The sequence below is a fragment of the Streptomyces sp. NPDC021115 genome (assembly GCF_044333065.1).
Lineage (GTDB): Bacteria > Actinomycetota > Actinomycetes > Streptomycetales > Streptomycetaceae > Streptomyces.
In genome coordinates this window covers 569,660-591,673 of the sequence record NZ_JBIRQF010000005.1, presented here as the reverse complement: position 1 = coordinate 591,673, position 22,014 = coordinate 569,660, and the positions used below count along the sequence as shown (strand labels likewise).

Below are 22,014 nucleotides of genomic sequence, written 5' to 3'. Positions count from 1 at the left end.
GCGGACTTACGTGGCGTCCGGACTGCCCAGCAGCATCGCGTGCTTCACTCCACCGATCTGGTAGTTGAAGCTCAGCGCGTAGTCGAAGTCGAGGGGACGGGTGCGGGTGCCGGGGACCGGGTCGAAGGGCAGCCCGTCGGCGGGTTCCTCGCAGTTGGCGGTGGGGCACACCGCGCCCTGTTCCATCATCATCAGGGTCAGGGCGGCGCCGACGCAGCCGATGGGCGAGCCGTGGTGGCCGAAGCAGGCTTCCTGGGTGCTCACCAGGACGGAGCTGTCCGGTCCGTACAGCTCCCGGATGGCCCCCGCCTCGAGGGCGGTGACGGCCGCGCCGCCGTCGCAGGCGCCGTTGATGTACGGGATCTGCTCGATCCGCCACCGGTCGCCGAGGCAGGCGCGGACGGCCCGGACGAGCTGTGCGCCACTGGGGTCGGTGGCGAGGGGGTTGTCGAGGCCGTCGCGGGTCATGGCGGTGGCGAGCACCTGGCCGTAGAGGTGTGCGCCGCGGCGCAGGGCGTGTTCGCGGCTCTCCAGGATCACGGTCGCGGATCCTTCGCCGTGGTTGATGCACTCGGCACGCCGGTCGTAGGGGCGCATGAGGGAGTCGAACGAGGCGACGAGGTCGGGCATGGCGGCGGCGTCCATCGCCTCGTGGGCGCGCTGCGCGCCCACTTGCACCCGCTGGCCGTGCTGGATCAGCCCGACGTCGAAGACGTCGACTCCGGTCACGACGGCCATCTCGATCTCGCCGGTGGCGATCATCCGGCGGGCGTTGCCGATCTGTACGGCGGCGGACGAGCAGCCGCAGGCCACCGTGAAGCAGGGTCCTGTGGAGCGGGCGGCCGCGGCCTGGACGACCACGACGTCGGCGGGTGTCGCGCCCAGTGCCGCCGTGACGAACATCTCCACGCCGTCCAGCGCCGCGGCGTTCTCGGACTGGGTGTTGAGCAGCGAGAGGTACACACCGACGTTGGTGTCCACTCCGCCGCGGCCGACCAGGATCGCCGCCTCGCTCAGATCCCCGGCCCGGAGGTCGAGTTCGGCGTCGGCGCACGCCTCCACCAGGGACACCAGCCCGAAGCGGTGGGCGTCGGTGAAGTGGCCGGAGAAGAACTCGGGGATTTCGGGCAGCCGTTCCCCGAAATGCTCTGGGGTGAGGTTCACCGCACCGTAGGCGATGTCCCGTTGCAGGAGGGCGGAGCGGCCGTGGGAGGCCATATCCCATAGCTGACCCGGAGTGAATACGGGACCGGCGTCGCCCGGCAGGCAGAAACCCAGACCGGTGACGACCGCGTCCCGCGGTCTTTTCATCGGGCTCTCCTGAAGCTGATAATAGTTGTCATGACGACCACCTGACTATCGCTCGGAAACGATATACGGACTAGAAGACGTTACGCCGCGCCAAGGACCCCCGGAAGGTTGTGCCGTATCACCTAGGTGGATACGGCAACGAGGGCGCTCTGATACGTACCCCCGGCGCCCGGGGCACACCACCACTCCGCCATCGGGCCCCGTGTTCCCGCGCACGCCCCCTCTTGCGGAAACTTCCTGAAAACGAACGGAAAACACTGTCATTCGCGGGCGTCTCAGTGGGCATCTCATCGGTACGTCATTTCGACCGTTCATCACCGGCCGCCGAAAGGACCCCACATGGCCAACCAGTCCGCACCGTTCGACGACCTGGACCGCAAGATCGTCGCCGCTCTGGTGACGAATGCCAGGGCGAGCTTCACGGAGATCGGCGCCGCGATCGGGCTGTCGGCGTCCGCGGTCAAGCGGCGGGTCGACCGGATGCGGGAGAACGACGTGATCACCGGCTTCACCACGACCGTGCGCCCGGCCGCCCTGGGCTGGCGGACCGAGGCGTACGTGGAGGTGTACTGCGACAGCGCGGCCCCGCCGCGGCGCCTCGCGGAGGTGGTGCGCAGCTATCCGGAGATCACCGCGGCCATGACGGTGACCGGGGGCGCCGACGCCCTGCTGCACGTCATGGCGATCGACGTGGAGCACTTCGAGGAGGTGCTGGAGCGCATCCGGACCAAGCCCTTCATCCGGAAGACCATCAGCTACATGGTGCTGTCGCACCTGATCGCGGGCAGCCCCGAGGCCGGTGCCAGCCCTGCCGCCGCACCGCCCGGCGTGCTGGACGCAATGAACGATCGCTGAACCGCCTCAATGCGCAACATCACTGCACCATCGCGCAATTTTCCTTTCTTGTGTCCCCTCTCGTCCGCTTTCTACCGTTGAATCATTCCCCGGCCCGCGGAAGCGAGAGGACTGCTCCGTGCCCCAGACCCGTGTGCCGCGCCCCCGGCGCTATCTGACCTGTCCCCCCAGATACTTCGACGTCCGGTATGCCATCAACCCCTGGATGCGCGAGGACACGGTGGTCGACACCGCGCTCGCGCAGCGCCAGTGGGACACGCTGATCCGCACCTATCGCGACCACGGCCACCGGGTGGAGACCATCGAGCCGGTGACGGGCCTCCCGGACATGGTGTTCGCGGCGAATTCGGCCCTGGTCATGGCGGGCCGGGTCTTCGGCTCCCGGTTCCACGCGCCCCAGCGCAGGCCGGAACAGCTCGCCTACACCTCCTGGTTCAAGGCTGCCGGGTTCGAGGTGCATCCGCCGGAGGCGGTGTGCGAGGGCGAGGGCGACCTCGTCCCCGCGGGCCGGTTCGTCCTGGCGGGGACCGGGTTCCGTACGACGCGCGCCGCCCACCAAGAGGTGCAGGAGTTCTTCGGGGTGCCGGTGATCAGCCTGCTGCTGGTGGACCCGTACTTCTACCACCTGGACACCGCGCTGTTCACGCTCGACGACGAGAACATCGCCTACTTCCCGGGGGCGTTCTCCCCCGGCAGCCGTGAGGTGCTGGAGCGCCTGTTCCCGGAGGCGCTGATCGCCACCCGGGACGACGCGATGGCGTTCGGGCTCAACTCCGTCTCCGACGGCCGCCACGTTTTCGTCGCCCCGCGCGCCACCGGCCTCATCGGTCAGCTCACCGACCGCGGTTACGTCCCCGTCCCCGTCGACCTGTCGGAGCTGCACAAGTCCGGCGGGGGCATCAAGTGCTGCACTCAGGAGATCCGCTGATGACCGCACCCGCACGCACCGCCCCGGCCGCCGACGCCTCTCCCGCGCGCTCCTCGGAGGAGCTGATCCACGCCGAGGAGTCCTCGCTCGCCCACAACTACCACCCGCTGCCCGTGGTCGTGTCCCGCGCCGAGGGCGTGTGGGTGTGGGACGTCGAGGGCCGCCGCTACCTCGACATGCTGGCCGGGTACTCGGCCCTCAACTTCGGCCACCGCCACCCGGCGCTCATCGAGGCCGCCCACCGCCAGCTCGACCAGCTCACCCTCACCTCGCGCGCCTTCCACAACGACCGGCTCGCCGGATTCGCCGAGGGCCTCGCCCGGCTCACCGGCCTGGAGATGGTGCTGCCGATGAACACCGGCGCGGAGGCGGTGGAGAGCGGCATCAAGCTGGCCCGTAAATGGGCGTACGAGGTCAAGGGCGTCGCCCCGGACCAGGCGACGATCGTGGTGGCCGACGGCAACTTCCACGGCCGCACGACGACCATCGTGGGATTCTCCAGCGACCCGGTGGCCCGCGAGGGGTTCGGTCCGTTCGCCCCGGGCTTCCGCGTCGTCCCGTACAACGACCTCGCCGCGCTGGAGGCGGCGGTCGACGAGACCACGGCCGCCGTGCTGATCGAGCCCATCCAGGGCGAAGCGGGCGTGCTGATTCCGGACAACGGCTACCTGCGCGGGGTCCGCGACCTCACCCGGCGGGCCGGGGCGCTGTTCATCGCCGACGAGATCCAGTCCGGTCTGGGCCGCACCGGCACCACCCTCGCGGTCGACCACGAGGGAGTGCGGCCGGATGTGCTACTGCTCGGCAAGGCGCTGGGCGGCGGCATCGTGCCCGTGTCCGCCGTGGTCGCCGACCGCGCGGTGATGGGCGTGCTGCGCCCCGGTGAGCACGGCTCCACCTTCGGCGGCAATCCGCTGGCCGCCGCCGTCGGCTCGGCGGTGGTCGAGCTGCTGCGCACCGGGGAGTTCCAGGAGCGCGCCGCGGAGCTGGGCCGGGTGCTGGACGCCAGGCTGAGCGCGCTGCACGGCAAGGGCGTGGCGGGCCACCGCTGCCGCGGTCTGTGGGCCGGGGTCGACGTGGACCCCGCGCTGGGCACCGGCCGCGAGATCGGTGAACGCCTGCTGCGCGAGGGCATCCTGGTCAAGGACACCCACGGTTCGACGATCCGCCTCGCACCGCCGCTGACGATCACCCGCGAGGAACTGGAGGCGTCGCTGGCGTCGCTGGAGAAGGTACTCGCCTGACACACGCCGAAGATTGAAGCGCCGGGCCGCATTACGTTCCATACGGCCCGGCGCTTCGTCTTGTTCAATGCATCTCCGAGATTCTTTTTCGAGGGCCTGAACCAGCGCGCGAACCGCAGATAACGCGCAGGTCACGGCCCTTTTATGTACGTTGTTGAGCATTCGACTGTTGCGGATCTCCCGATGTGGAACACTTCCTGTCAACTCGCTGGGAAGACCCGGCGAAGAGCGTGAAGTCCTTGCAGGTCAGCATGGGTTGAGAAGGCGAGCGTGCAGGGTGCGGGAAGGAGTTGCGGCTGGAGTGGACACGGAGCCGGTCACGGTGACGGCCGCATACCGGGTGGACCCCGGCCGCGAAACCGAGTTCTACGGCTGGGCGATTGAGATGCTCAATGCCGCGGCGAGTCTTCCGGGTTACCTGGGGGGCGGGGTGATGGGCTCCGGTCAGCTCTCCTCGGAGTGGCATGTCATCTACCGATTCGACAGGGAAGTATCCGCACAGGCTTGGGAAACCTCGCTCGAGCGCGCCAGGCTGGCGACTCGGGCCGGGCCCTTCGTACAAGAAAAGGGAACTCAGCGCACCTCAGGACTGCAGAACTGGTTGAAGGGTCCGGTGCGGCCGCTGCCGCCGCCCCCCAAATGGAAACTCTGGCTGGTGAACCTGAGCGCCGTGTTCCCCCCGGTCCTCATGTTCAACCTGCTGGTGATCCCGTTCCTCGACGGCACCAATTTCCTGCTGCGGACCCTGGCTCTGTGTCTTGCCGTGACCGCGATGGTGACCTGGCTCGTCATGCCGCGCCTACAGCGTCTCCTCAAGAAGTGGCTCTACCCGCCGCTCCAGTCGATCCGAGGACGTCACAGGCGCATGGCGATGGACGGCCCGAAGCAAGGAGGCAAATCCGGATGGAATCGCTGAGGACGCTCCTCGTCGATAATTACGACTCGTACACGTACAACCTCTTCCATCTGCTCACCGAGGTCAACGGTGAGGAACCGGAGGTGCTTCTCAACGACGCGCCCGAATGCGCGGACATCGACCTCTCCGAGTTCGACAACATCGTGGTCTCGCCCGGCCCCGGACACCCGGCCGACCATCGCGACTTCGCCGGTGCCGCCCGGCTCATCGAGCGGGCCACGATTCCCGTGCTCGGCGTGTGCCTGGGCCATCAGGGCATCGCGCTCGGCGCCCAGGCGCGGGTGGTGCCCGCCCCCGAGCCGCGGCACGGCCATCTGTCCCGCATCAAACACGGAGGGAAGGGCATCTTCCGCGGCATACCCCAGGACTTCACGGCCGTCCGCTACCACTCGCTGTGCGTGGCCGAGCCGCTGCCGCTCGGCCTCCAGGGCATCGCCTGGTCCGAGGACGGCGTCCTGATGGGGCTGCGGCACCGGGCCCGCCCGCTGTGGGGCGTGCAGTTCCACCCGGAGTCGGTGCTCACCGGATACGGCCACCGGATGTTCACCAACTTCCGCGATCTGACGATCGAGCACGCCAACGGCGATTCCGTGACGTCCACCGCCTCCCCCGGCGAGCCCCGCAGGCCCCGCGCCCCGCGCCCGAAGAAGCAGCCGGCGGCGAGCGCCCCGGTCACGGACGGCGCGAAGGCCCGCTCCTACCGGCTGCACGCCCGCTGGCTGGCCGACGCGACCGACACCGAGGCGGCGTTCACCCGGCTGTACGCGGACGCGCCGCGCGCCTTCTGGCTGGACAGTTCGCGCACCCAGTCCGGCGAGGCCCGCTTCTCCTTCCTCGGCGACGGACAGGGCCCGCTGGCCGAGTTCGTGTCGTACGACACCGCCACGAAGGTATGTGAGATCGAGCGGCCCGGGCAGCCCGCCACCACCTACGAAGGCAGCGTCTTCGACTATCTGAAGACCGAGCTGGCCGCCCGCCCGGTCCACGCGCCGGACCTGCCCTTCGACTTCACCGGCGGCTACGTGGGCTACTTCGGCTACGAGATGAAGGCCGACTGCGGAGCCCCCGGCCGCCACGAGGCCACCACCCCGGACGCCTGCTGGCTGTTCGCCGACCGCTTCGTCGCGGTCGACCACCAGGAGGGCGTCACCTACATCTGCTGCCTGACCGAGGACACCCCCGACGGACACCGCGACGCCAAGGAGTGGCTGGACGCGACCGTGACGGTGCTCAGCGGCGTACCCGCGCAGACCGAGCCGCTGCCCGCGCCGCCGCCGCTGACCACCACGGCCGCCGTGGAACCCTGGCTGGTCAGGGACCGGGAGAAGTACCTGGCCTCGATCGAGGCGAGCCTGCGCGAGCTGCGGGCCGGGGTGAGCTACGAGGTGTGCCTCACCAACTCCGCGTGGCTGCCCGCCCCCAGCGACTCGTACACCTTCTACCGGACGCTGCGCCGCTGCAACCCGGCCCCGTACTCCGCCTATCTGCGGTTCGGCGGCACCGACGTGGCGTGCGCCTCCCCCGAGCGCTTCCTGCGCGTCACCCCGGACGGCATCGCCGAGGCCAAGCCGATCAAGGGCACCGCGCCGCGCTCCGGGGACACCGACAAGGACGCCCGGGCGCTGGCCGCCCTGGCCACCAGCGCCAAGCCCCGGGCCGAGAACCTGATGATCGTGGACCTGCTCCGCAACGACCTGGGGCGGGTGTGCAAGCCGGGCAGCGTGTACGTGCCGCGGCTGATGAACACCGAGTCGTACGCCACCGTGCACCAGCTGGTGTCCACCGTGCGCGGTCGGCTGCGCCAGGACACCACCACCGTCGACTGCGTACGGGCCTGCTTCCCGGGCGGCTCGATGACCGGCGCGCCCAAGCTGCGCACCATGGAGATCATCGACGCGCTGGAGACCGAGGCCCGCGGCGTGTACTCGGGCGCCCTCGGCTTCCTCAGCTGCAACGGCGCGGCCGACCTCAGCGTCGTCATCCGCACCGCGGTGTTCACCGGCGGCCGGATGCACATCGGGGCGGGCGGCGCCATCGTCCTCGACTCCGATCCGGCGGATGAGTACGAGGAGATGCTGCTGAAGACCGCGGCGACGATGCGCGCCTACGACGCCTCGGAGCAGCGGCCCGCCGGTGAGCTGGACGACCTGCTGGTGGCAGCGGCCCCGTCGCTGCCGGACTCCCCCGCGAAGGAGCTGGAACGGTGACCACACTCCCGGATTCCGCCCTCTCCGACCCCTCCCTGCTGGACCCGTCCCTCGCGGTTCCGCTGTCCGGCCCGTCGGTCTTCGTCCCGTCGGTGTCGGCCAACGTGGCCGCGCACCTGGCGGCGCTCGCCGACCGGTGCGGCTGGTCGGCCCGGCCCGCGTTCCTGGAGGCGCACCGGATCTGGACCCACGGCGAGGTCCACGACCGCGCCGCCCGCGCCGCCACCGTGCTGGCGGGGCGCGGGGTGGGGGCCGGGGACCGGGTGCTGATGGCGCTGCCCGACGGCATCATGTGGGTGGCCACGTTCCTGGCCGCCGCCCGGCTGGGCGCGACGGCGGTGCTGGTCAACCCCGGGCTCACCGCCGACGACCACCAGTTCATGGCCGAGGACTCGCGGGCCGCGCTGTGTGTGTCGGGGCCCGACCTCCAGGAGCACTTCGACACGTCGCGCTGGCTCGGCGCCGACCAGCTGTCGGCGCTGACCCACCCGGACGGCATCGACGCGGCGGCCCCGGCGCGGGAGGCCGAACCGGTGACGGCCGACGCCCCGCTGTACATCCAGTACACCTCGGGGACCACCGGCCGCCCGAAGGCGGTGACCCACACCCATGGCCATGTGGCCGCGTACCACGACCTGGTGGGGCGGGACGTGCTGGACATCGGTCCGGAGGACGTGACGTTCTCGGTGTCCAAGCTGTTCTACGCCTACGGGTTCGGCAACGCCTTCGTCTTCCCGCTGTTCTCCGGCTCGTCCGCGGTGCTGAGCGCGCAGCGGCCGGGGCCCGGCCTCACCGACGATCTGGTGGCCCGCCACCGGGTGACCCTGCTGTACTCGGTGCCGTCCGCGTACGCCGCCCTGGTGGACGAGCGCGGCACCGGCCACACGCCCTGTTTCGCCTCGGTGCGGGCCGCCGTCAGCGCGGGCGAGAGCCTGCCGCACGGTCTCGGGGAACGGGTCGCCGAAATGCTGGGCGCGCCGGTGCTGGAGCAGATCGGCTCCACCGAGGCGGGCCACGCGTTCTGCGCGAACACCGTCTGGGAGAACGCCCCCGGCACCCTGGGCCGCCCGGTGCCGCGCTTCGAACTGGAGCTGCGGGACGGCAAGGGCGCCGTGGTGGCGGCCGCCGACGGCGAGGCGGCCGAGGGCGAACTGTGGGTGCGCGGGCCGACGGTGGCCTCCGTACGGCCGGCCGACGACAGCTGGCTCGCCACCCGGGACCGGGCGCGGCGCAACCCGGACGGCACGTACCGGCACCTGGGCCGGGTCGACGACCTGGAGATGGTCGGCGGGATCACCGTGTCCCCGCTGGAGGTCGAGGAGGTGCTGCGGCACCACCCGGCCGTACGGGAGGTGGCGGTGGCCGCCGTCCCCGACAGCCGGGGCGCGACGCGGCTGCACGCCTTCGTGGTGCCGACCGCGCCGGCGGCCGGTGGCCGGACGGTGGACGAGCGGGCACTGTCGGCCGATCTGATCGCGCTGGCCCGCAAGCGGCTCGCCGCGTTCAAGGCGCCGCGCACGGTGCGGGTGGTGGCCTCCCTGCCCCGGACGCAGACCGGCAAGCTGCGCCGCCATGTCGTACGGACGGGCGCCTGGTGACCGGCCCTCGCCCCGCCCGCCGGGCCGCCGCCGCGGGCCCCCTCGTGAACGATTCCGAACGGTAGGTACTGCATATGTTGGAGCGGCTACTCCCCGAGCGCGGGTTCTACCTCGGGCTGATGTTCCAGGAGGCCGCGGCCCGCCACGGCAGGGTCCGGGTGACGCTCGACCGGCCGCTGGACGTCGCGCCCGACGCCGGTACGGACCTCGGGTACACCGATCTGGCCGACCTGGTCGACGATCTGGCCGCCCGGCTGTGGTCGGCGGGGGTGCGGCCGAGCGAGCACGTGGCGATCCACAAGAGCGACAACGTCGACATCGTGCTGCTGGCCTGTGCCGTCTCCCGCATCGGCGCGGTGCCCGCGCTGCTGTCGCCCTCGCTGGACGGCGGGGTGGCCGCGGTGCTCCTGGACCGGCTGCACGCGCCCTGGCTGATCACCGACCGGGCCGCGCTGGAGTCCACCCTGAGCCGTCTGGACACCGGGCTCGCCCGGGGTGTGCTCACCGTGGACGAGGTGCCGGGGAACGGACACGCGGTCCCGCTCGCCAAGTACGCCGGGGTGCCGCGCCGCGCGCCCATCCGGCTCCACCCCCGCGAGCCCTCGCTGATCACGCACAGCTCGGGCACCACCGGCGTCCCCAAGCTGGCGGTGCACTGCGCGCACACCATGTGGAACCGGCTCGTGCCGCAGCAGGCGATGGGGCGGGTCACCCGCGGCGAGTCCGCCGCGCTGCACATGTCGTTCGTGCACTCGCGCTTCTACCATCTGCTGGGCGTGCTGCTGCACTTCGGCAGCCCGCTGCTGCTGCTCCTGGACCCCGATCCGGCCCATGCGGGCCCGCTGCTGGCCGAGCACCGGCCGGGCATCGTGGAGACCCACCCCAACACCTTCGTGCTGTGGGAGGACCTGGCCGACGCGCCCGGGGCGCCGCTGGCCAACGTACGGGCGTACGGCGCCACCTTCGACGCCATCCATCCGCGCACCGTGCAGCGGCTGCTCGGCGCGTCCCGCCGCCGCGACCCGCGGCTGGTGCAGCTGTACGGGCAGAGCGAGACCGGGCCGATCGCCTTCGGCTGGTACACCCGGCGCGGCGCGGACCGGGTGCAGGGGCGGCGCGTGGGCACCAACATCCCCGGGTTCACCCGGATCCGGGTGGTGGACGAGCGCGGCCGGACGTGTCCGCCGGGCAAGCCCGGGGCCATCGAGGCCCGTACCCGCGGCCGGATCCTCACCTATCTCGGCGCCCCCGACCAGTACGCCCGCCAAGTGGACCGCGGCTGGTGGCGGATGGGCGACATGGGTTACCGGGACCGCTGGGGCGCGCTGTATCTGCTGGACCGCGAGGTCGACCAGCACGCCACGGTGGACTCCAATCTGGAGATCGAGGACGAGCTGCTGTCCCGGGTCGCCGAACTCCGCGAGGTGATCATCGTCCACGGTCCCGCCCTGGAGCCGGTGCCGGTGGTGTGCACCCGCGGGAACGAACCGCTGGACGCCGGCCGCTGGCGGCTGGCCACCTCGGATCTGCCGACGCTGGCCGAGCCGGTGCAGTGCCGCTTCGAGGACCTGCCCCGCACGAGCACCTGGAAGATCAAGCGGCTGGAGATCAGCCGGCTGCTGGCCGAGGGCGAACTGCCCACGCTGTCCACGGCCCGGGCCCATGGCTGACCCCGCGGCGATCGCGCGGCCGGTCCTGGTGGTGGGCGCCGGGCCGGTCGGGATGACGGCGGCGCTCGGCTTACGCGCCCGCGGACTGCCGGTCACCGTGCTGGAGTCGGGACCGAAGGACCGGGTGCGGCCCGGCAGCCGCGCGCTGTTCGTGCACCGGCAGTCGCTGCGGCTGCTGGAGCGGGCCCGCCCAGGGCTCGGGCAGCGCGTCGCGGCGTACGGCACGACCTGGCGGACCCGGCGCACCCTCTACCGGGGGCGCCAGGTGTTCGCGCGGACCTATCCGGAGACCTCCGGTCCCGGTGGCGGCGAGAAGCTGCCCGCCTTCGCGAGCCTGCGCCAGGTCGACACCGAGCGGTTCCTGTACGAGGCGTGCCGGGACGCGGGCGTGGACTTCTGCTTCGACGCCGAGGTGACCGGGGTCGAGGCCACCGGCACCGGGGTGACGGTGACCGCGGCGAGCGGCGACAGCTGGACGGCCGGTCATGTGATCGCCGCCGACGGGGCCCGCTCCGGGGTGCGCAAGGCGCTGGACATTCCGCTGGAGGGCACCCGTTCCGAGGGCTATCACGTGGTGGTGGACGTGGCGGATCCGGCGGGCGCGGAGATGTCGGCCGAACGGGTCTTCCACTACGAGCACCCCGCCGCCGGCGGCCGCACCGTGCTGCGGGTGCCGTTCACCGGCGGCTTCCAGATCGACCTCCAGTGCCGGGCGGACGACCCGCCGGGCACGTACGACACCGAGCAGGCGGTGCGCCGCTGGCTGCCCCGGCTGGTGGGCGCGGACTGCGCGCACCATGTGCTGTGGGTGTCCCGGTACCACTTCCTGCGCAAGGTGGCCGCGGCGTTCACCGATCCGAGCGGCCGGGTGCTGCTGGCGGGCGAGGCGGCCCATCTGTTCCCGCCGTTCGGGGCGCGCGGGATGAACAGCGGGATCGCGGACGCGGTCGCGGCGGCCGACGCGATTTCGACGGCATGCTCCGACCCGTCGCGGGCACCCGTGGCCATCGGCGAGTTCGCTTCCACCCGCCGCCGTGCCGCGTTGTTCAACAGCGTGGCCGCGGGGGCGGCCCTGGACCATATGCGGCCCCGCCGCTGGGGGCGGATGACCCAGCGCGCGGCGGCCACGCTGGCCCCGGTGGTCCCCCGGTGCGGTGCGTGGCTGGAGCACGCCCCGTACGGCCCCCGCGGCGGCCCGATGGCCGATGCGGCGCGGAAGTACTGACGGTGGAGGGGAACGAACGCGTGAACACGGACACGGACCAGGACCGGAAAGCCCGGAACACCGGCCCCGGGCAGTCCTCCGAGCAGCACCAGTGGACGCTGATGTGGCGCGAGGACGGCGGTCTGATGCCCTCCCGCCCGGTGCCCGACAGTGCGCTGCTGGCCGCCGACTCCTGGCTGGTCGACGAGGGCCGGGCACGGGCGCTGGACCACCACCACCGGCGGTTCTCCGCCGCGTGCGCCGAGGCGACGGGCGACTCCCCGGCCAGGATCGAGAGCTTCTGGCAGGACGCGGTGGCGGCGCTGCCGCGCACCGGCCGCTGGTTCCCGCGGGTCGAACTGGCCGGTCCCGAACCCGCCCGGCTCTATCTGCGGATACGGCCCGCGCCGCCCCGGACGGCCAACGTGGCGGTCTGTCTGACCGAGGAGTTCGACCCGCGCATCCATCCGCGCCGCAAGGGACCGGATCTGTCCCTGCTGGCGCACCTGCGCCACCGGGCCGCCCAGCGCGGCGCGCAGGAGCTGATGCTGACCACCCCCTCGGGTCTGGTGCTGGAGGGGACGACGTCGAACGTCCTGTGGTGGGAGGACGACGTCCTGTGCCTGCCGCCGCCGGAGCTGCCGCTGCTGGCGGGCGTCACCACGGCGCTGATCCAGGAGCGCGCGGCGGAGCTGGGCGTCCGTACCGAACACCGCCGGTGTCCCGTCCAGGAGCTGGACGGGCGCGAGGTGTGGCTGGTCAACGCGTTGCACGGGATCCGTCCCGTGACCGCGTGGCTCGGCCGTCCGCTGCGCGCGGGACCGGCCCTGCGCGCCGCTTCCTGGCAGAGCTGGCTCGACAGCGCTGCCGATGTCCTCATGCCGACGAACGGAGTTCACCGATGAGCGCGACCGCCCCCGGCCCCCAGGCCACCACCGCCCGGCTGGAGCTGAAGAAACTGGCCCCCAAGGTGTCGGCCGCGATGGGCGCCCTGCACGCGGCGGCCGTCGACGCGGCACAGGACGCGAAGGTCGAGCCCGAGCTGCTCGAACTGGTCAGAATCCGCGCCTCCCAGCTCAACGGCTGCGCCTTCTGCCTGGACATGCACACCAAGGACGCCCGCGCCCAGGGCGAGACCGAGCAGCGGATCTACGCCCTGAGCGCCTGGCGGGAGACCCCGTTCTTCACCGAGCGCGAGCGGGCCGCGCTCGCCCTGACCGAGGCGGTGACCGATGTCCAGGACGGTCACGTTCCGGACGAGGTCTACCGGGCCGCCACCGAGGTGTTCGACGAATCGCAGGTGGCGGCGCTGATCTGGGCCGCCGTCGTGATCAACGCGTACAACCGCACGGCGATCAGCGCCCGGATGGTGCCCGGCGCGTATCAGCCCGCCCCTCGCACCTGACCCACTGCCCGTCGCGTGGCGCGCCGAGCGGCACCCCCGACCCCCGGCGCCCGGCCGCGCCCCGCGACGTTCGTCAGCACTCGCTGGAGGCCACAGACCCATGAACACCCACGGACCGCGGGGCGCTTCCGGGCCCCATCCGCCCCTGCTGGGCCGTCCGGCCCGGGGGCGCAATCCGCTGCGCAGGCGGACCGATCGGGCCCAGTCCTGGTTCACCGCGCTCTTCCTGCTGGTTCTCGTGCTCGGCCTGCCGATGGCCGCGGTCGGCGCGGGGAACGCCGCGTACGCGTCGCAGATGCGCGTCGTGCACCTCCAGGCCGCGGAGCGGCACCAGGTCACCGCGCGGCTCGCCGAGCCCTCCCCCGGCGGACCGGGCCAGTCGGAGGCCACCGAGCTGAGGATGGCGAAGGTCAGCTGGACCGGCGACGACGGCGCCCGGCACACCGGTGTGGCCACGGTGCCCAGCCGCGCGGACGCGGGCACCGAGGTACGGGTGTGGGTGGGCCCGGACGGGGACCTCGCCCAGGAGCCCACCTCCGCCTCGACCGCGCGGACCATGGGCTGGTTCGCGGGCATGCTGACCGCGGCGGCCGCGGCCGGGGCGGCGTTCGCGGGCCGGGCGCGGGTCCGGCAGGTGCTGGACCGCCGCCGGTACGCGCAATGGGAGGCAGAGTGGAAGGTAGTGGAACCCGCGTGGTCCGGCAGGAACCGCCGCTGACCGCTCTCCGGTCGCACCGGTGGCTCCGGTAGCTCCGCCCGCTCCGCCGCGGGTCCGCAGGCGAGGTGATCGGAGCAGACGATGCCGCACACAGTGGAGTGGAAGGTCCACCTCTACCTCTTCGAGGACGAGGGCGAGGGCAGGACGAAGGCACGTGTCGAGCTGGACACCGGTGCCGCGGCGCTGACCGGGCGCGGCACGGCGCGGCGCAACCCGGAGGACCGGGACATCCCGGTGATCGGCGACGAGCTGGCCGCGGGCCGGGCCCTCAGCGATCTCGGGCAGCAGCTGATGCGGGCCGCCGAACACGACATCGAGAGCGAGGAGCCACCCGCGCCGCGCAGGCCCCGGCCGGGATACGGCTGGGTGGTCTGACCCCGGGGAGCGGCCCCGGTCAGCCGGACGGCCGGTGCGCGGCCGCGCCGACGTCCTCGGCCGCCTTGGCGAGCAGGTCGAGCATGGCCAGCTCCGCGCGCGCGGCGTCCCGGTCGCGTACGGCGTCCAGCACCCGGCGGTGGCTGGGCACCGGGTCGTCGGCGTCGCCGCGCGCGTGCACCAGCCGGTCGCGTTCGCGCAGCCCGGGCTCCAGGACCAGATCGAACCGGGCGAGGAGTTCATTGCCGGTGGCGGCGAGCAGCGCCCGGTGGAAGGCGGCGTCGGCGTCCGCCTCGGCGGCCAGGTCGCCCCGGGCGCGTTCCATCGCGGCGAGCGCCGCGTCCAGCGCGGCCAGGTCGGCGTCGGTGCGGCGCAGCGCGGCCCGGTGGGCCGCGGCGGGTTCCACGACGGAGCGCACATCGGTGAGGTCGCGCATCAGCCGCTCGCCGTCGCCGCCCGCCATGCGCCAGCGGATCACATCGGCGTCCAGCAGGTTCCACGCGGAGCGGGGGCGGACGTAGGTGCCGCGCTTCTGCCGGGCGTCGATGAGCCCCTTTCCGGCCAGCACCTTGAGGGATTCGCGCATCACGGTGAGGCTGACGTCCAGTTCGTCGCCGAGGGCCCGTACGTCCAGCACGTCGCCCTCGGCCCAGTGGCCGCCGACGATCCGGGCGCCCAGCCGCTGGACGACCTGGCCGTGCACGCCGCGGCCGGAATAGGACGCCATGGAGTTCTCCTCGTGGGGCAGGGATCGGGGCAGGTCAGACCCGGGCATTATTTATGAATACATCTTGACACCCCCCAGGCCCGCCCGGACGATGAACCGACCTCACCGACGAGCACGCCGACCGCGGGGAGCCCCCTGTGACGCAGTCGCCGCACGCCCATCTCCCGGCCACCCTGACCATCTCCCTGTGGGACTTCAGCTGGTACACCCGTACCGGTCCGGGCGAGCCGTTCGCCGATCTGGACCGCGCCTTCGAGGACGCCGTCGCCCGCGGCTACAACACGGTACGCATCTGCGCGATGCCGTATCTGCTCTTCGGCTCGGGACTCGACACCAGCCGGCTGCGACTGCGCCCGCTGGGCGGCGACTACGGGCAGCGGATGCGCTGGTACGACGTGGGCGCGGTCGCCGAGATCGACGGACGCGCCCATCTGCGGGCGCTGTTCGAGGCGGCCCTGCAGCACGACTGCTACGTCATCCTCTCCAGCTGGGAGTACCAGCAGAGCCCGTCGTTCGCCGAGGACCGCGCCTGGTTCGACGCCCTGATGGCGATCGACCCCGAGCAGCGCGCCGAAGCGCTCGCGGACGCGCTGGCCGATCTGATCGACTTCCTCGTCGTCCACGGGCTCGACGACCGGATCGCCTTCACCGAACTGCACAACGAGGTGCAGGGCACCCGGCTCACCGACGGCCTGCGGGGCGAGGACCGGATCGTCGCGCTGCGCCCGCGTCTCGAACGCGGCCTCGCCCGGTTCAGGGAGCGCCACCCCAACCGGCCGGTCACCGTCAACTACGCGATGGTGCCGGTCGGTTCGCTGCGCGGAGTGCCCCGCGACCTCGATGTCGCCGTGTTCCATCCGTACGTCTACGGGGTGCTCGGCGAGCTGATCGACACCTTCGCGATACGGGACCGCACCCGGCCCTTCCCCCAGCCGCGGGCCCGCAGGGAACTGCTGCGCCCCGGCGCGCCCGATCTGGCGGACTGGGTGCCGCCGGAGCGCGACCGGTGGCGGCTGGCGGCCACCACGGTCGGGCCGCGGGAGATCTACGTCCACGATTGGTGCGATCCGGTCAAGTGGGACGCCTGGCTGTACGAGCGCTACGCCATCCACCGGCTGGCGATGGAGCAGAAGCTGGTCACCTGGATCGAGGCCGCCGCGGACTGGGCGGCGGACACGGGTGTGCCGCTGGTCTTCGGCGAGGGCTGGATCGGCTACACGCCGCTGCACGGCACGTTCGAGGAGGGCCCGGTGGGGGCCGCGTTCTGCCGCCGCGCCGTGGCCGAGGCGGCACGGGTCGGGGCGTGGGGCTCGGTGGTGTGCTCCAACGCCGCGCCGCAGCACCCGATGTGGCAGGACATCGCGCTCCAGCGGGAGTGCAACGCCGTCCTGCGCGGCTGAGTAGTCACCGGATCAGTGCGGGGCGGCGGGGAGGAGCGAGAGCCGGTAAGCGCTCTCATGGGTGACGACGCGACCGGCGGTCGGCGGTGCGAAGTGGGTGCCCAGGACGAGGGTGTCCGTGTCGGCGAGTGAGTCGAACAGGGTGCGGCGCGACGCCTCGGACTGTTCGGGGTCGATGTCGACGCAGGCGCCGATGGCCGGATGGGCGAGCTGGACGGGGTGGTGGACGCAGTCCCCGGTGATCAGGGCCGTCCGGCCGCGGCTGGTCAGCTCGACGGCGACGTGGCCGGGGGTGTGCCCGGGCGTGGAGACCAGACGCAGGCCCGGCACGACCTCGGCGCCCTCGGCGGGGACGTCGACGAGGTCGAGAAGTCCGGCCTGTTCGACCGGGATCACGGAGTCCTGGAACATCTGCCGCCGCGCCTCGTCCATGTCGTACCCGGCCCAGAACTCCCGCTCGGTGCGGGAGGTCAGATAGCGGGCGCGGGGGAAGGTGGGAACCCATTCACCGTCCACCTCCCGCGTGTTCCAGCCGACGTGGTCGGCGTGCAGATGGGTGAGGATCACCAGGTCGACCGAGTCCGGGGGGAATCCGGCGGCGGTGAGGCGCTGGAGGTAGTCGGTGTCCAGGCCGTGCCAGGCGGGGTTGGCCCGTTCCTTGCCGTTGCCGATGCCGGTGTCGACCAGGACGCGCAGGCCGCCGAGGGTGAACGCGAAGCTGTGGCTGTCGAGGTGCAGGGTGCCCTCGTCGTCGGCGAAGTGGGGGTGCAGCCAGTCCTGCGCGGTGACGAGTTCCGGGGTGGCGCCGGGCAGCAGCCACGGTCCGGTGGCGGGCGGCAGGAGGATTTCGTCGATGCGGTGGACGGTGACGTCGCCCACGGCCCAGGAGGGGGTGGCGGTCGGGTCGGTGGCCGGTGCGGTGCTCATGATCGGTCGGTCCTCTGGGTCTCGTGACGGTGGTGTGGCGGTGGACACCGGACTCCCCGGAGCCCTAAACGCAACGGATTGGCTTTAAGTCACCGTAGGCCCTACAGTGCACTAACGCAATTCTTTAGCTTTTGAGCTGAAGGGCGCGCTCCGCCACTCCGTTCCGAAGAGGGAAAAGCCCATGTCCACCGAAGAACTCACCCCGCTGGAAGCAGCCCGGTGGGCCGCCCGCGCCGGGCTCCCGCTGCCTGCCGACCGCCACGCCGCGGTCGCGGCCACCGCCCATCACATCCACTCCGTCGTCGCGGTCCTGCGGGAGCTGGACTTCGGGGACACCCCGCCCGCCCCCGCCTACCGTGCAGGACAGGAGGAGCACGATGCAGCCGTATGAGCTCTCCCTGACCGCGGCCGCCGACGCGATCCGGACGCGGCAGCTGTCCCCCGTCGAGCTGGCGGACTCCGCCCTGGAACGCATCTCGCAGGTGGAGCCGCACCTTCGGGCTTACGTCGCCGTCGCCGCCGAACAGACCCGCCGGGCCGCGCGTGCGGCCGAACACGACATCGCGGCCGGCCGCCACCGCGGTCCGCTGCACGGCATCCCCATGGGCCTGAAGGACCTGATCGACGTCGCCGGTACGGCGACATCAGCCAGCTCCCGGGTCCGGGCCGACCACCGCGCGCAGGCCGACAGCACCGTCGCCGCCCGCCTGGCGGAGGCCGGAGCCATCCTGATCGGCAAGACCCACACCCATGAGTTCGCCTACGGGCTGACCACGCCGCAGACCCACAACGCCTGGGACCGCGGCCGGGTCGCCGGAGGCTCCAGTGGCGGATCCGCCGTCGCCGTCGCTTCGGGCATGGCGACCTTCGCCCTGGGCACCGACACCGGCGGGTCGATCCGGGTGCCCTCCGCACTCAATGGCGTGGTCGGCCTCAAGCCGACCTACGGCCTCGTCCCCCGCCACGGCGTCACATCCCTGTCCTGGTCGCTGGACCACGTCGGCCCGGTCGCCCGCACCGTCGAGGACGCGGCCCTGGTCCTGACCGCCCTAGCCGGACACGACCCCCGCGACCCCGCCTCCCTGACCACACCCGCCACGGACTACCGGCCGGCCGCGGGCACGGACCTGACGGGGCTGCGGGTCGGTGTGCCGCGCACCTACTACTTCGACCACGTCGACCCGGAGATCGAAGCCGCCGTCCGGCATGCCATCGACCAACTGCGGGCCCTCGGCGCGCGCCTCGTCGAGGTCGAGATCCCCATGACCCGCTACATCCAGGCGACCCAGTGGGGCCTGATGGTGCCCGAGGCCACCGCCTACCACGAGGCCACCCTGCGTACGGCCCCCGAGCTCTACCAGGCCGACGTCCGCATCCTCCTCGAGGCCGGGCAGCTCATGCCCGCCGGGGACTACCTTCGCGCCCAGCGCTCCCGGACCCTGATGCGGCAGGAATGGGCCCGCCTGCTGCGGGACGTCGACGTGATCGCCGCCCCCACCGTCCCGGCGACGGCCGTCGAGGCCGGCCAGGAAACGATCACCTGGGCCGATGGCACCGTCGAGGGCGTCTCCGACGCCTACGTGCGCCTGTCGTCCCCCGCCAACATCACCGGCGTGCCGTCGCTCTCCGTACCGGTCGGCCACGACACCGCGGGCCTGCCGATCGGCATGCAGCTCCTCGGACGGCCCCTCGGCGAGAACGTGCTCCTCCGGGTCGGCCACGCCTACGAGCAGTCCCAGCCCGCCCGCGAGCTCGCGCACGCGGCCTGAACGCATGCCCGGGCCCGGCCGCGTCACTCCGGCCGGGCGACGGATCACTTGACGCAATGATGTTGCTTTAAGGTGGTTCTATGAGCAGGCAGATGGTGCGCCCCGGTGGGCGCAGCGCCCGGGTCCAGGCATCGGTGCACGCCGCCGTACGCGAACTCACCTCGGAGGTGGGCCGGGACGCCCTGACGGTGCCGATGGTCGCCCAGCGTGCGGGCGTGACACCGTCGACGATCTACCGCCGCTGGGGGGACCTGACGGAGCTGTTGTCGGACGTGGCGGTCGAGCGTCTGCGGCCCGACACCGCGCCCAGGGACCACGGCGCCCTGCCGTCCGACCTGACGGCTTGGGCCGAGCAGTTCCTCGACGAGATGTCCTCCCCCGTCGGCCGCACCTACATACGCGACGCCCTGCTCGGCGACCCGGACGGCAGCAACGCCGGTCAGTGCTCCGCCTACGCCGCCGAACAGATCGACGTCATCCTCACCCACGCGACCGAGCGCGGGGAGGAGACGCCCGACGTCGAGACGGTCATGGACCGCGTCGTCGCTCCCCTGATGTACCGCATCCTCTTCCGCCCGGACGGGCTCGACGCCGCGTACGCCCGCCGGCTCGTGACCGGAGTCCTCGGCCCGACCGGCCGATGAGCTGATGCCGCGACGAAGCTCAGGGTGATCACGGCGGACCACTCTCCGCTCGGTGCCTCCCCTCACCCGCCCCAGATGGCCCAGCACGCCCACATGAGCGTGCGCACCTTCCAAGGGACCTGAGCGCGCCTCACCACTCGGCGAACGAGCCGTCCGGGTGGCGCCAGATCGGGCCGCGCCAGTCGGGGGTGGATCCGTCGGCGGCGCGTACGGCCCGCTCGTCGACCTCGATGCCGAGGCCTGGGGCGGTCGGCCGGTTGATGTGGCCCTCGTGGAAGCGGAACACCTCGGGGTCGACCACGTAGTCGAGGACTTCGGCGCCGTCGTTGTAGTGGATGCCGATGCTCTGTTCCTGGATCAGGAAGTTGGGGGTCGCGAAGGCGATCTGGAGGCTCGCGGCGAGCGAGACCGGGCCGAGCGGGCAGTGCGGGGCGAGGGGGATGTCGAAGGTCTCGGCGAGCGCGCCGATGCGTCGCACCTCGGAAATGCCCCCGGCGTGCGAAAGGTCGGGCTGGAGCACCGCGACCCCGGCTTGGAGCGCGGGCAGCACATCGGTGCGCGAGTAGAGCCGTTCCCCGGTGGCGATGGGGACGGGCGAGGAGGCGACGAGATCGCCGAGGAGATGGGTGTACTCGGGAAGGACCGGCTCCTCGGCGAACAGCGGGGCGTACGGGGCCAGATGGGGCAGCGTCTTCCGCGCGCCCGCGGCGGTGAAGCGGCCGTGGAAGTCGACCGCGAAGTCCCGGTCAGGCCCCAGGGCCTCGCGCGCGGCGGCGGCGCGTGCCACGACGGCGTCGATGTCGGAGACGGTGGGCAGCCGGTTCATCCGCCCGGAGGCGTTCATCTTCACGGCGGTGAACCCCGCCTCGACCTGGGCGGCGACCGCCTCGCCGATCGCGCCGGGCTCGTCGCCGCCGACCCAGCAGTAGGCGCGGACCCGGTCCCGCACCGGACCGCCGAGCAGAACGTGGACGGGCACGCCGAGGGTCTTGCCCGCGATGTCCCACAGCGCCTGGTCGAGCCCTGCGACCGCGCTGGAGAGCACCGGGCCGCCCCGGTAGAAGGAGCCCTTGGTCATCAGCTGCCAGTGGTCCTCGATCCGCGCGGGGTCCTTGCCGACGAGCAGTTCGGACAGCTCGTGGACGGCGGTGCGGACGGTGGCGGCACGGCCCTCGACCACCGGCTCGCCCCAGCCGACGACGCCCTCGTCGGTCTCCACGCGGCACAGCAGCCAGCGCGGCGGGACGGCGAAGGTCTCCACACGGGTGATGATCACGGGTTCTCCTCAGGAACTGGTTTTCAGCACGCTCCACCCGCCGTCGACCACCAGCGAGGCGCCGGTGACGAACGAGGCGTCGCCGCCGAGCAGGAAGGCGATGGTCCCGGCCACCTCCTCCGGGCGTCCGAGGCGGCGGGCGGCGGTCTGCTCGGCGCTCTTGCGCCGGTCCTCCTCGCCGATGCCGGACCAGGCGCGGGTGAGGATCGGGCCGGGCAGCACGGCGTTGACCCGCACCGCGGGGCCGTACTCGACCGCCAGCTGGCGGGTCAGCCCGGTGAGCCCGGCCTTGCCCGCCGCGTAGGCGGGGCGGCCGGGGAGCCCGACGAGGGCGTGTACGGACGACACCAGGACCGCGCTCCCCCGGGTGGCCCGCAGGCCGGGGAGGCAGGCGCGGAAGCCGAGGAAGGCGGCGGTGAGGCCGACCGACAGCTGCCGGTTCCACTCGTCGAGGCCGATCGCGTCGGCGGGCCCGATCCGTACCGCGCTGGCGTTGCTGACCAGCCCGGACACCGGCCCGTGAGCGTCGGTCGCGGTACGCACCGCCGCGTCCCAGGACGCCTCGTCGGCCACGTCGCAGTGCTGGAAGACGGCCCTGCCGCCGTCGGCGCGGATGTCCCGGGCGGTCTCCTCGCCCTCCTCGCGCAGCACATCGGCGATCAGCACCCCGGCGCCGTCCGCGGCCAGTCGGCGGGCGGTGGCCGCGCCGATGCCGCCTGCGGCGCCGGTGACGATCACGGAAGAAGGACTCACGGCCGATATTAAATATGAATTATTGCGGGAAGCCAAGGGGTCGTGCGGGCCGGGCGGAGTAAAATTCGCTGCACGTGCTGGAACGAG

At 72.3% G+C, this 22,014-nt stretch carries 21 protein-coding genes; 16 read left to right on the top strand and 5 right to left on the bottom strand.

The features are described from left to right. Window positions 1-6: 6 nt before the first annotated feature. The gene (locus ACH4TL_RS20200; protein ID WP_398315922.1) at window positions 7-1,311 is read right to left on the bottom strand and encodes a beta-ketoacyl synthase N-terminal-like domain-containing protein; all 1,305 of its coding nucleotides are present in this window, start codon (window positions 1,309-1,311) and stop codon (window positions 7-9) included. Between the two features lie 339 nt (window positions 1,312-1,650). On the opposite strand from ACH4TL_RS20200, the gene ACH4TL_RS20195 reads away from it, so the two are divergent. From ACH4TL_RS20195 to ACH4TL_RS20140, 12 genes are all read left to right on the top strand, one after another. Continuing rightward, window positions 1,651-2,166 carry an Lrp/AsnC family transcriptional regulator gene (locus ACH4TL_RS20195; protein WP_398315920.1) on the top strand — a complete coding sequence of 172 codons (516 nt, stop codon included), beginning with the start codon at window positions 1,651-1,653 and terminating at the stop codon, window positions 2,164-2,166. A 118-nt stretch (window positions 2,167-2,284) separates the two neighbouring features. Beyond that, window positions 2,285-3,094, top strand: coding sequence for a dimethylargininase (ddaH, locus tag ACH4TL_RS20190; protein ID WP_398315918.1), 810 nt, complete (start codon window positions 2,285-2,287; stop codon window positions 3,092-3,094). Beyond that, complete coding sequence (gene rocD, locus ACH4TL_RS20185; RefSeq protein WP_398315916.1) at window positions 3,094-4,338, top strand: ornithine--oxo-acid transaminase; 1,245 nt, start codon at window positions 3,094-3,096, stop codon at window positions 4,336-4,338. Before ddaH ends, rocD begins: the two co-directional genes overlap by 1 nt. Before the next feature lie 301 nt (window positions 4,339-4,639). After that, window positions 4,640-5,254, top strand: a complete 615-nt coding sequence (locus ACH4TL_RS20180; RefSeq protein WP_398315914.1) for a hypothetical protein — start codon at window positions 4,640-4,642, stop codon at window positions 5,252-5,254. Continuing rightward, window positions 5,242-7,461 carry an aminodeoxychorismate synthase component I gene (gene pabB / locus ACH4TL_RS20175; RefSeq protein ID WP_398315912.1) on the top strand — a complete coding sequence of 740 codons (2,220 nt, stop codon included), beginning with the start codon at window positions 5,242-5,244 and terminating at the stop codon, window positions 7,459-7,461. The genes ACH4TL_RS20180 and pabB overlap by 13 nt, the downstream gene beginning before the upstream one ends. 92 nt (window positions 7,462-7,553) lie before the next feature. Further along, the gene (locus ACH4TL_RS20170) at window positions 7,554-9,059 is read left to right on the top strand and encodes an AMP-binding protein (protein ID WP_398316068.1); all 1,506 of its coding nucleotides are present in this window, start codon (window positions 7,554-7,556) and stop codon (window positions 9,057-9,059) included. Window positions 9,060-9,133: 74 nt separating this feature from the next. Next, window positions 9,134-10,729, top strand: a complete 1,596-nt coding sequence (locus ACH4TL_RS20165; RefSeq protein WP_398315910.1) for a class I adenylate-forming enzyme family protein — start codon at window positions 9,134-9,136, stop codon at window positions 10,727-10,729. Then, window positions 10,722-11,954, top strand: a complete 1,233-nt coding sequence (locus tag ACH4TL_RS20160; RefSeq protein WP_398315908.1) for an FAD-dependent oxidoreductase — start codon at window positions 10,722-10,724, stop codon at window positions 11,952-11,954. The genes ACH4TL_RS20165 and ACH4TL_RS20160 overlap by 8 nt, the downstream gene beginning before the upstream one ends. A 101-nt stretch (window positions 11,955-12,055) precedes the next feature. Then, window positions 12,056-12,838 carry an aminotransferase class IV gene (locus ACH4TL_RS20155; RefSeq protein WP_398316066.1) on the top strand — a complete coding sequence of 261 codons (783 nt, stop codon included), beginning with the start codon at window positions 12,056-12,058 and terminating at the stop codon, window positions 12,836-12,838. After that, entirely contained in the window at window positions 12,835-13,338 is a 504-nt protein-coding gene (locus ACH4TL_RS20150; protein ID WP_398315906.1) for a carboxymuconolactone decarboxylase family protein, read from the top strand. The genes ACH4TL_RS20155 and ACH4TL_RS20150 overlap by 4 nt, the downstream gene beginning before the upstream one ends. A gap of 100 nt (window positions 13,339-13,438) precedes the next feature. Further along, entirely contained in the window at window positions 13,439-14,056 is a 618-nt protein-coding gene (locus ACH4TL_RS20145) for a hypothetical protein (protein WP_398315904.1), read from the top strand. An 81-nt stretch (window positions 14,057-14,137) separates the two neighbouring features. Next, window positions 14,138-14,431, top strand: coding sequence for a DUF1876 domain-containing protein (locus ACH4TL_RS20140; RefSeq protein WP_398315902.1), 294 nt, complete (start codon window positions 14,138-14,140; stop codon window positions 14,429-14,431). Between the two features lie 19 nt (window positions 14,432-14,450). Here the strand turns inward: ACH4TL_RS20140 and ACH4TL_RS20135 are convergent, their stop codons facing one another. After that, window positions 14,451-15,158 carry a FadR/GntR family transcriptional regulator gene (locus ACH4TL_RS20135; protein ID WP_398315900.1) on the bottom strand — a complete coding sequence of 236 codons (708 nt, stop codon included), beginning with the start codon at window positions 15,156-15,158 and terminating at the stop codon, window positions 14,451-14,453. 137 nt (window positions 15,159-15,295) lie between these two features. Here ACH4TL_RS20135 and ACH4TL_RS20130 point away from each other — a divergent pair, with 137 nt between their 5' ends. After that, window positions 15,296-16,558 carry a cellulase-like family protein gene (locus tag ACH4TL_RS20130; RefSeq protein ID WP_398315898.1) on the top strand — a complete coding sequence of 421 codons (1,263 nt, stop codon included), beginning with the start codon at window positions 15,296-15,298 and terminating at the stop codon, window positions 16,556-16,558. 12 nt (window positions 16,559-16,570) lie between these two features. Here the strand turns inward: ACH4TL_RS20130 and ACH4TL_RS20125 are convergent, their stop codons facing one another. After that, the gene (locus ACH4TL_RS20125; RefSeq protein ID WP_398315896.1) at window positions 16,571-17,485 is read right to left on the bottom strand and encodes an MBL fold metallo-hydrolase; all 915 of its coding nucleotides are present in this window, start codon (window positions 17,483-17,485) and stop codon (window positions 16,571-16,573) included. A gap of 181 nt (window positions 17,486-17,666) precedes the next feature. Here ACH4TL_RS20125 and ACH4TL_RS20120 point away from each other — a divergent pair, with 181 nt between their 5' ends. The 3 genes from ACH4TL_RS20120 to ACH4TL_RS20110 all read left to right on the top strand — a co-directional run bounded on the left by ACH4TL_RS20120 (window position 17,667) and on the right by ACH4TL_RS20110 (window position 19,898). Continuing rightward, the gene (locus ACH4TL_RS20120; protein WP_398315894.1) at window positions 17,667-17,876 is read left to right on the top strand and encodes a hypothetical protein; all 210 of its coding nucleotides are present in this window, start codon (window positions 17,667-17,669) and stop codon (window positions 17,874-17,876) included. Then, on the top strand, window positions 17,863-19,254 hold the full coding sequence (locus tag ACH4TL_RS20115) for an amidase (RefSeq protein WP_398315892.1): 1,392 nt from the start codon (window positions 17,863-17,865) through the stop codon (window positions 19,252-19,254). Before ACH4TL_RS20120 ends, ACH4TL_RS20115 begins: the two co-directional genes overlap by 14 nt. Before the next feature lie 80 nt (window positions 19,255-19,334). Next, a complete protein-coding gene (locus ACH4TL_RS20110; RefSeq protein WP_398315890.1) occupies window positions 19,335-19,898 on the top strand; it encodes a TetR/AcrR family transcriptional regulator in 564 nt (187 codons plus the stop codon). 130 nt (window positions 19,899-20,028) lie between these two features. Here the strand turns inward: ACH4TL_RS20110 and dgoD are convergent, their stop codons facing one another. Next, window positions 20,029-21,174 (bottom strand): galactonate dehydratase, encoded by a 1,146-nt coding sequence (gene dgoD / locus ACH4TL_RS20105; RefSeq protein WP_398315888.1) that lies wholly within the window; start codon window positions 21,172-21,174, stop codon window positions 20,029-20,031. 9 nt (window positions 21,175-21,183) lie between these two features. Next, entirely contained in the window at window positions 21,184-21,927 is a 744-nt protein-coding gene (locus ACH4TL_RS20100) for an SDR family NAD(P)-dependent oxidoreductase (RefSeq protein ID WP_398315886.1), read from the bottom strand. Window positions 21,928-22,014 lie beyond the last annotated feature (87 nt).

Bases quoted from the DNA above. Each gene is read 5' to 3' on its own strand.
- ACH4TL_RS20110 (WP_398315890.1), top strand. From the start codon at position 19,335: ATGAGCAGGCAGATGGTGCGCCCCGGTGGGCGCAGCGCCCGGGTCCAG.
- ACH4TL_RS20200 (WP_398315922.1), bottom strand. From the start codon at position 1,311: ATGAAAAGACCGCGGGACGCGGTCGTCACCGGTCTGGGTTTCTGCCTG.
- ACH4TL_RS20160 (WP_398315908.1), top strand. From the start codon at position 10,722: ATGGCTGACCCCGCGGCGATCGCGCGGCCGGTCCTGGTGGTGGGCGCC.
- ACH4TL_RS20140 (WP_398315902.1), top strand. From the start codon at position 14,138: ATGCCGCACACAGTGGAGTGGAAGGTCCACCTCTACCTCTTCGAGGAC.
- ACH4TL_RS20145 (WP_398315904.1), top strand. From the start codon at position 13,439: ATGAACACCCACGGACCGCGGGGCGCTTCCGGGCCCCATCCGCCCCTG.
- ACH4TL_RS20155 (WP_398316066.1), top strand. From the start codon at position 12,056: ATGTGGCGCGAGGACGGCGGTCTGATGCCCTCCCGCCCGGTGCCCGAC.
- ACH4TL_RS20115 (WP_398315892.1), top strand. From the start codon at position 17,863: ATGCAGCCGTATGAGCTCTCCCTGACCGCGGCCGCCGACGCGATCCGG.
- ACH4TL_RS20135 (WP_398315900.1), bottom strand. From the start codon at position 15,158: ATGGCGTCCTATTCCGGCCGCGGCGTGCACGGCCAGGTCGTCCAGCGG.
- pabB (WP_398315912.1), top strand. From the start codon at position 5,242: ATGGAATCGCTGAGGACGCTCCTCGTCGATAATTACGACTCGTACACG.
- ACH4TL_RS20120 (WP_398315894.1), top strand. From the start codon at position 17,667: ATGTCCACCGAAGAACTCACCCCGCTGGAAGCAGCCCGGTGGGCCGCC.
- ACH4TL_RS20195 (WP_398315920.1), top strand. From the start codon at position 1,651: ATGGCCAACCAGTCCGCACCGTTCGACGACCTGGACCGCAAGATCGTC.
- ACH4TL_RS20125 (WP_398315896.1), bottom strand. From the start codon at position 17,485: ATGAGCACCGCACCGGCCACCGACCCGACCGCCACCCCCTCCTGGGCC.
- ACH4TL_RS20165 (WP_398315910.1), top strand. From the start codon at position 9,134: ATGTTGGAGCGGCTACTCCCCGAGCGCGGGTTCTACCTCGGGCTGATG.
- rocD (WP_398315916.1), top strand. From the start codon at position 3,094: ATGACCGCACCCGCACGCACCGCCCCGGCCGCCGACGCCTCTCCCGCG.
- ACH4TL_RS20150 (WP_398315906.1), top strand. From the start codon at position 12,835: ATGAGCGCGACCGCCCCCGGCCCCCAGGCCACCACCGCCCGGCTGGAG.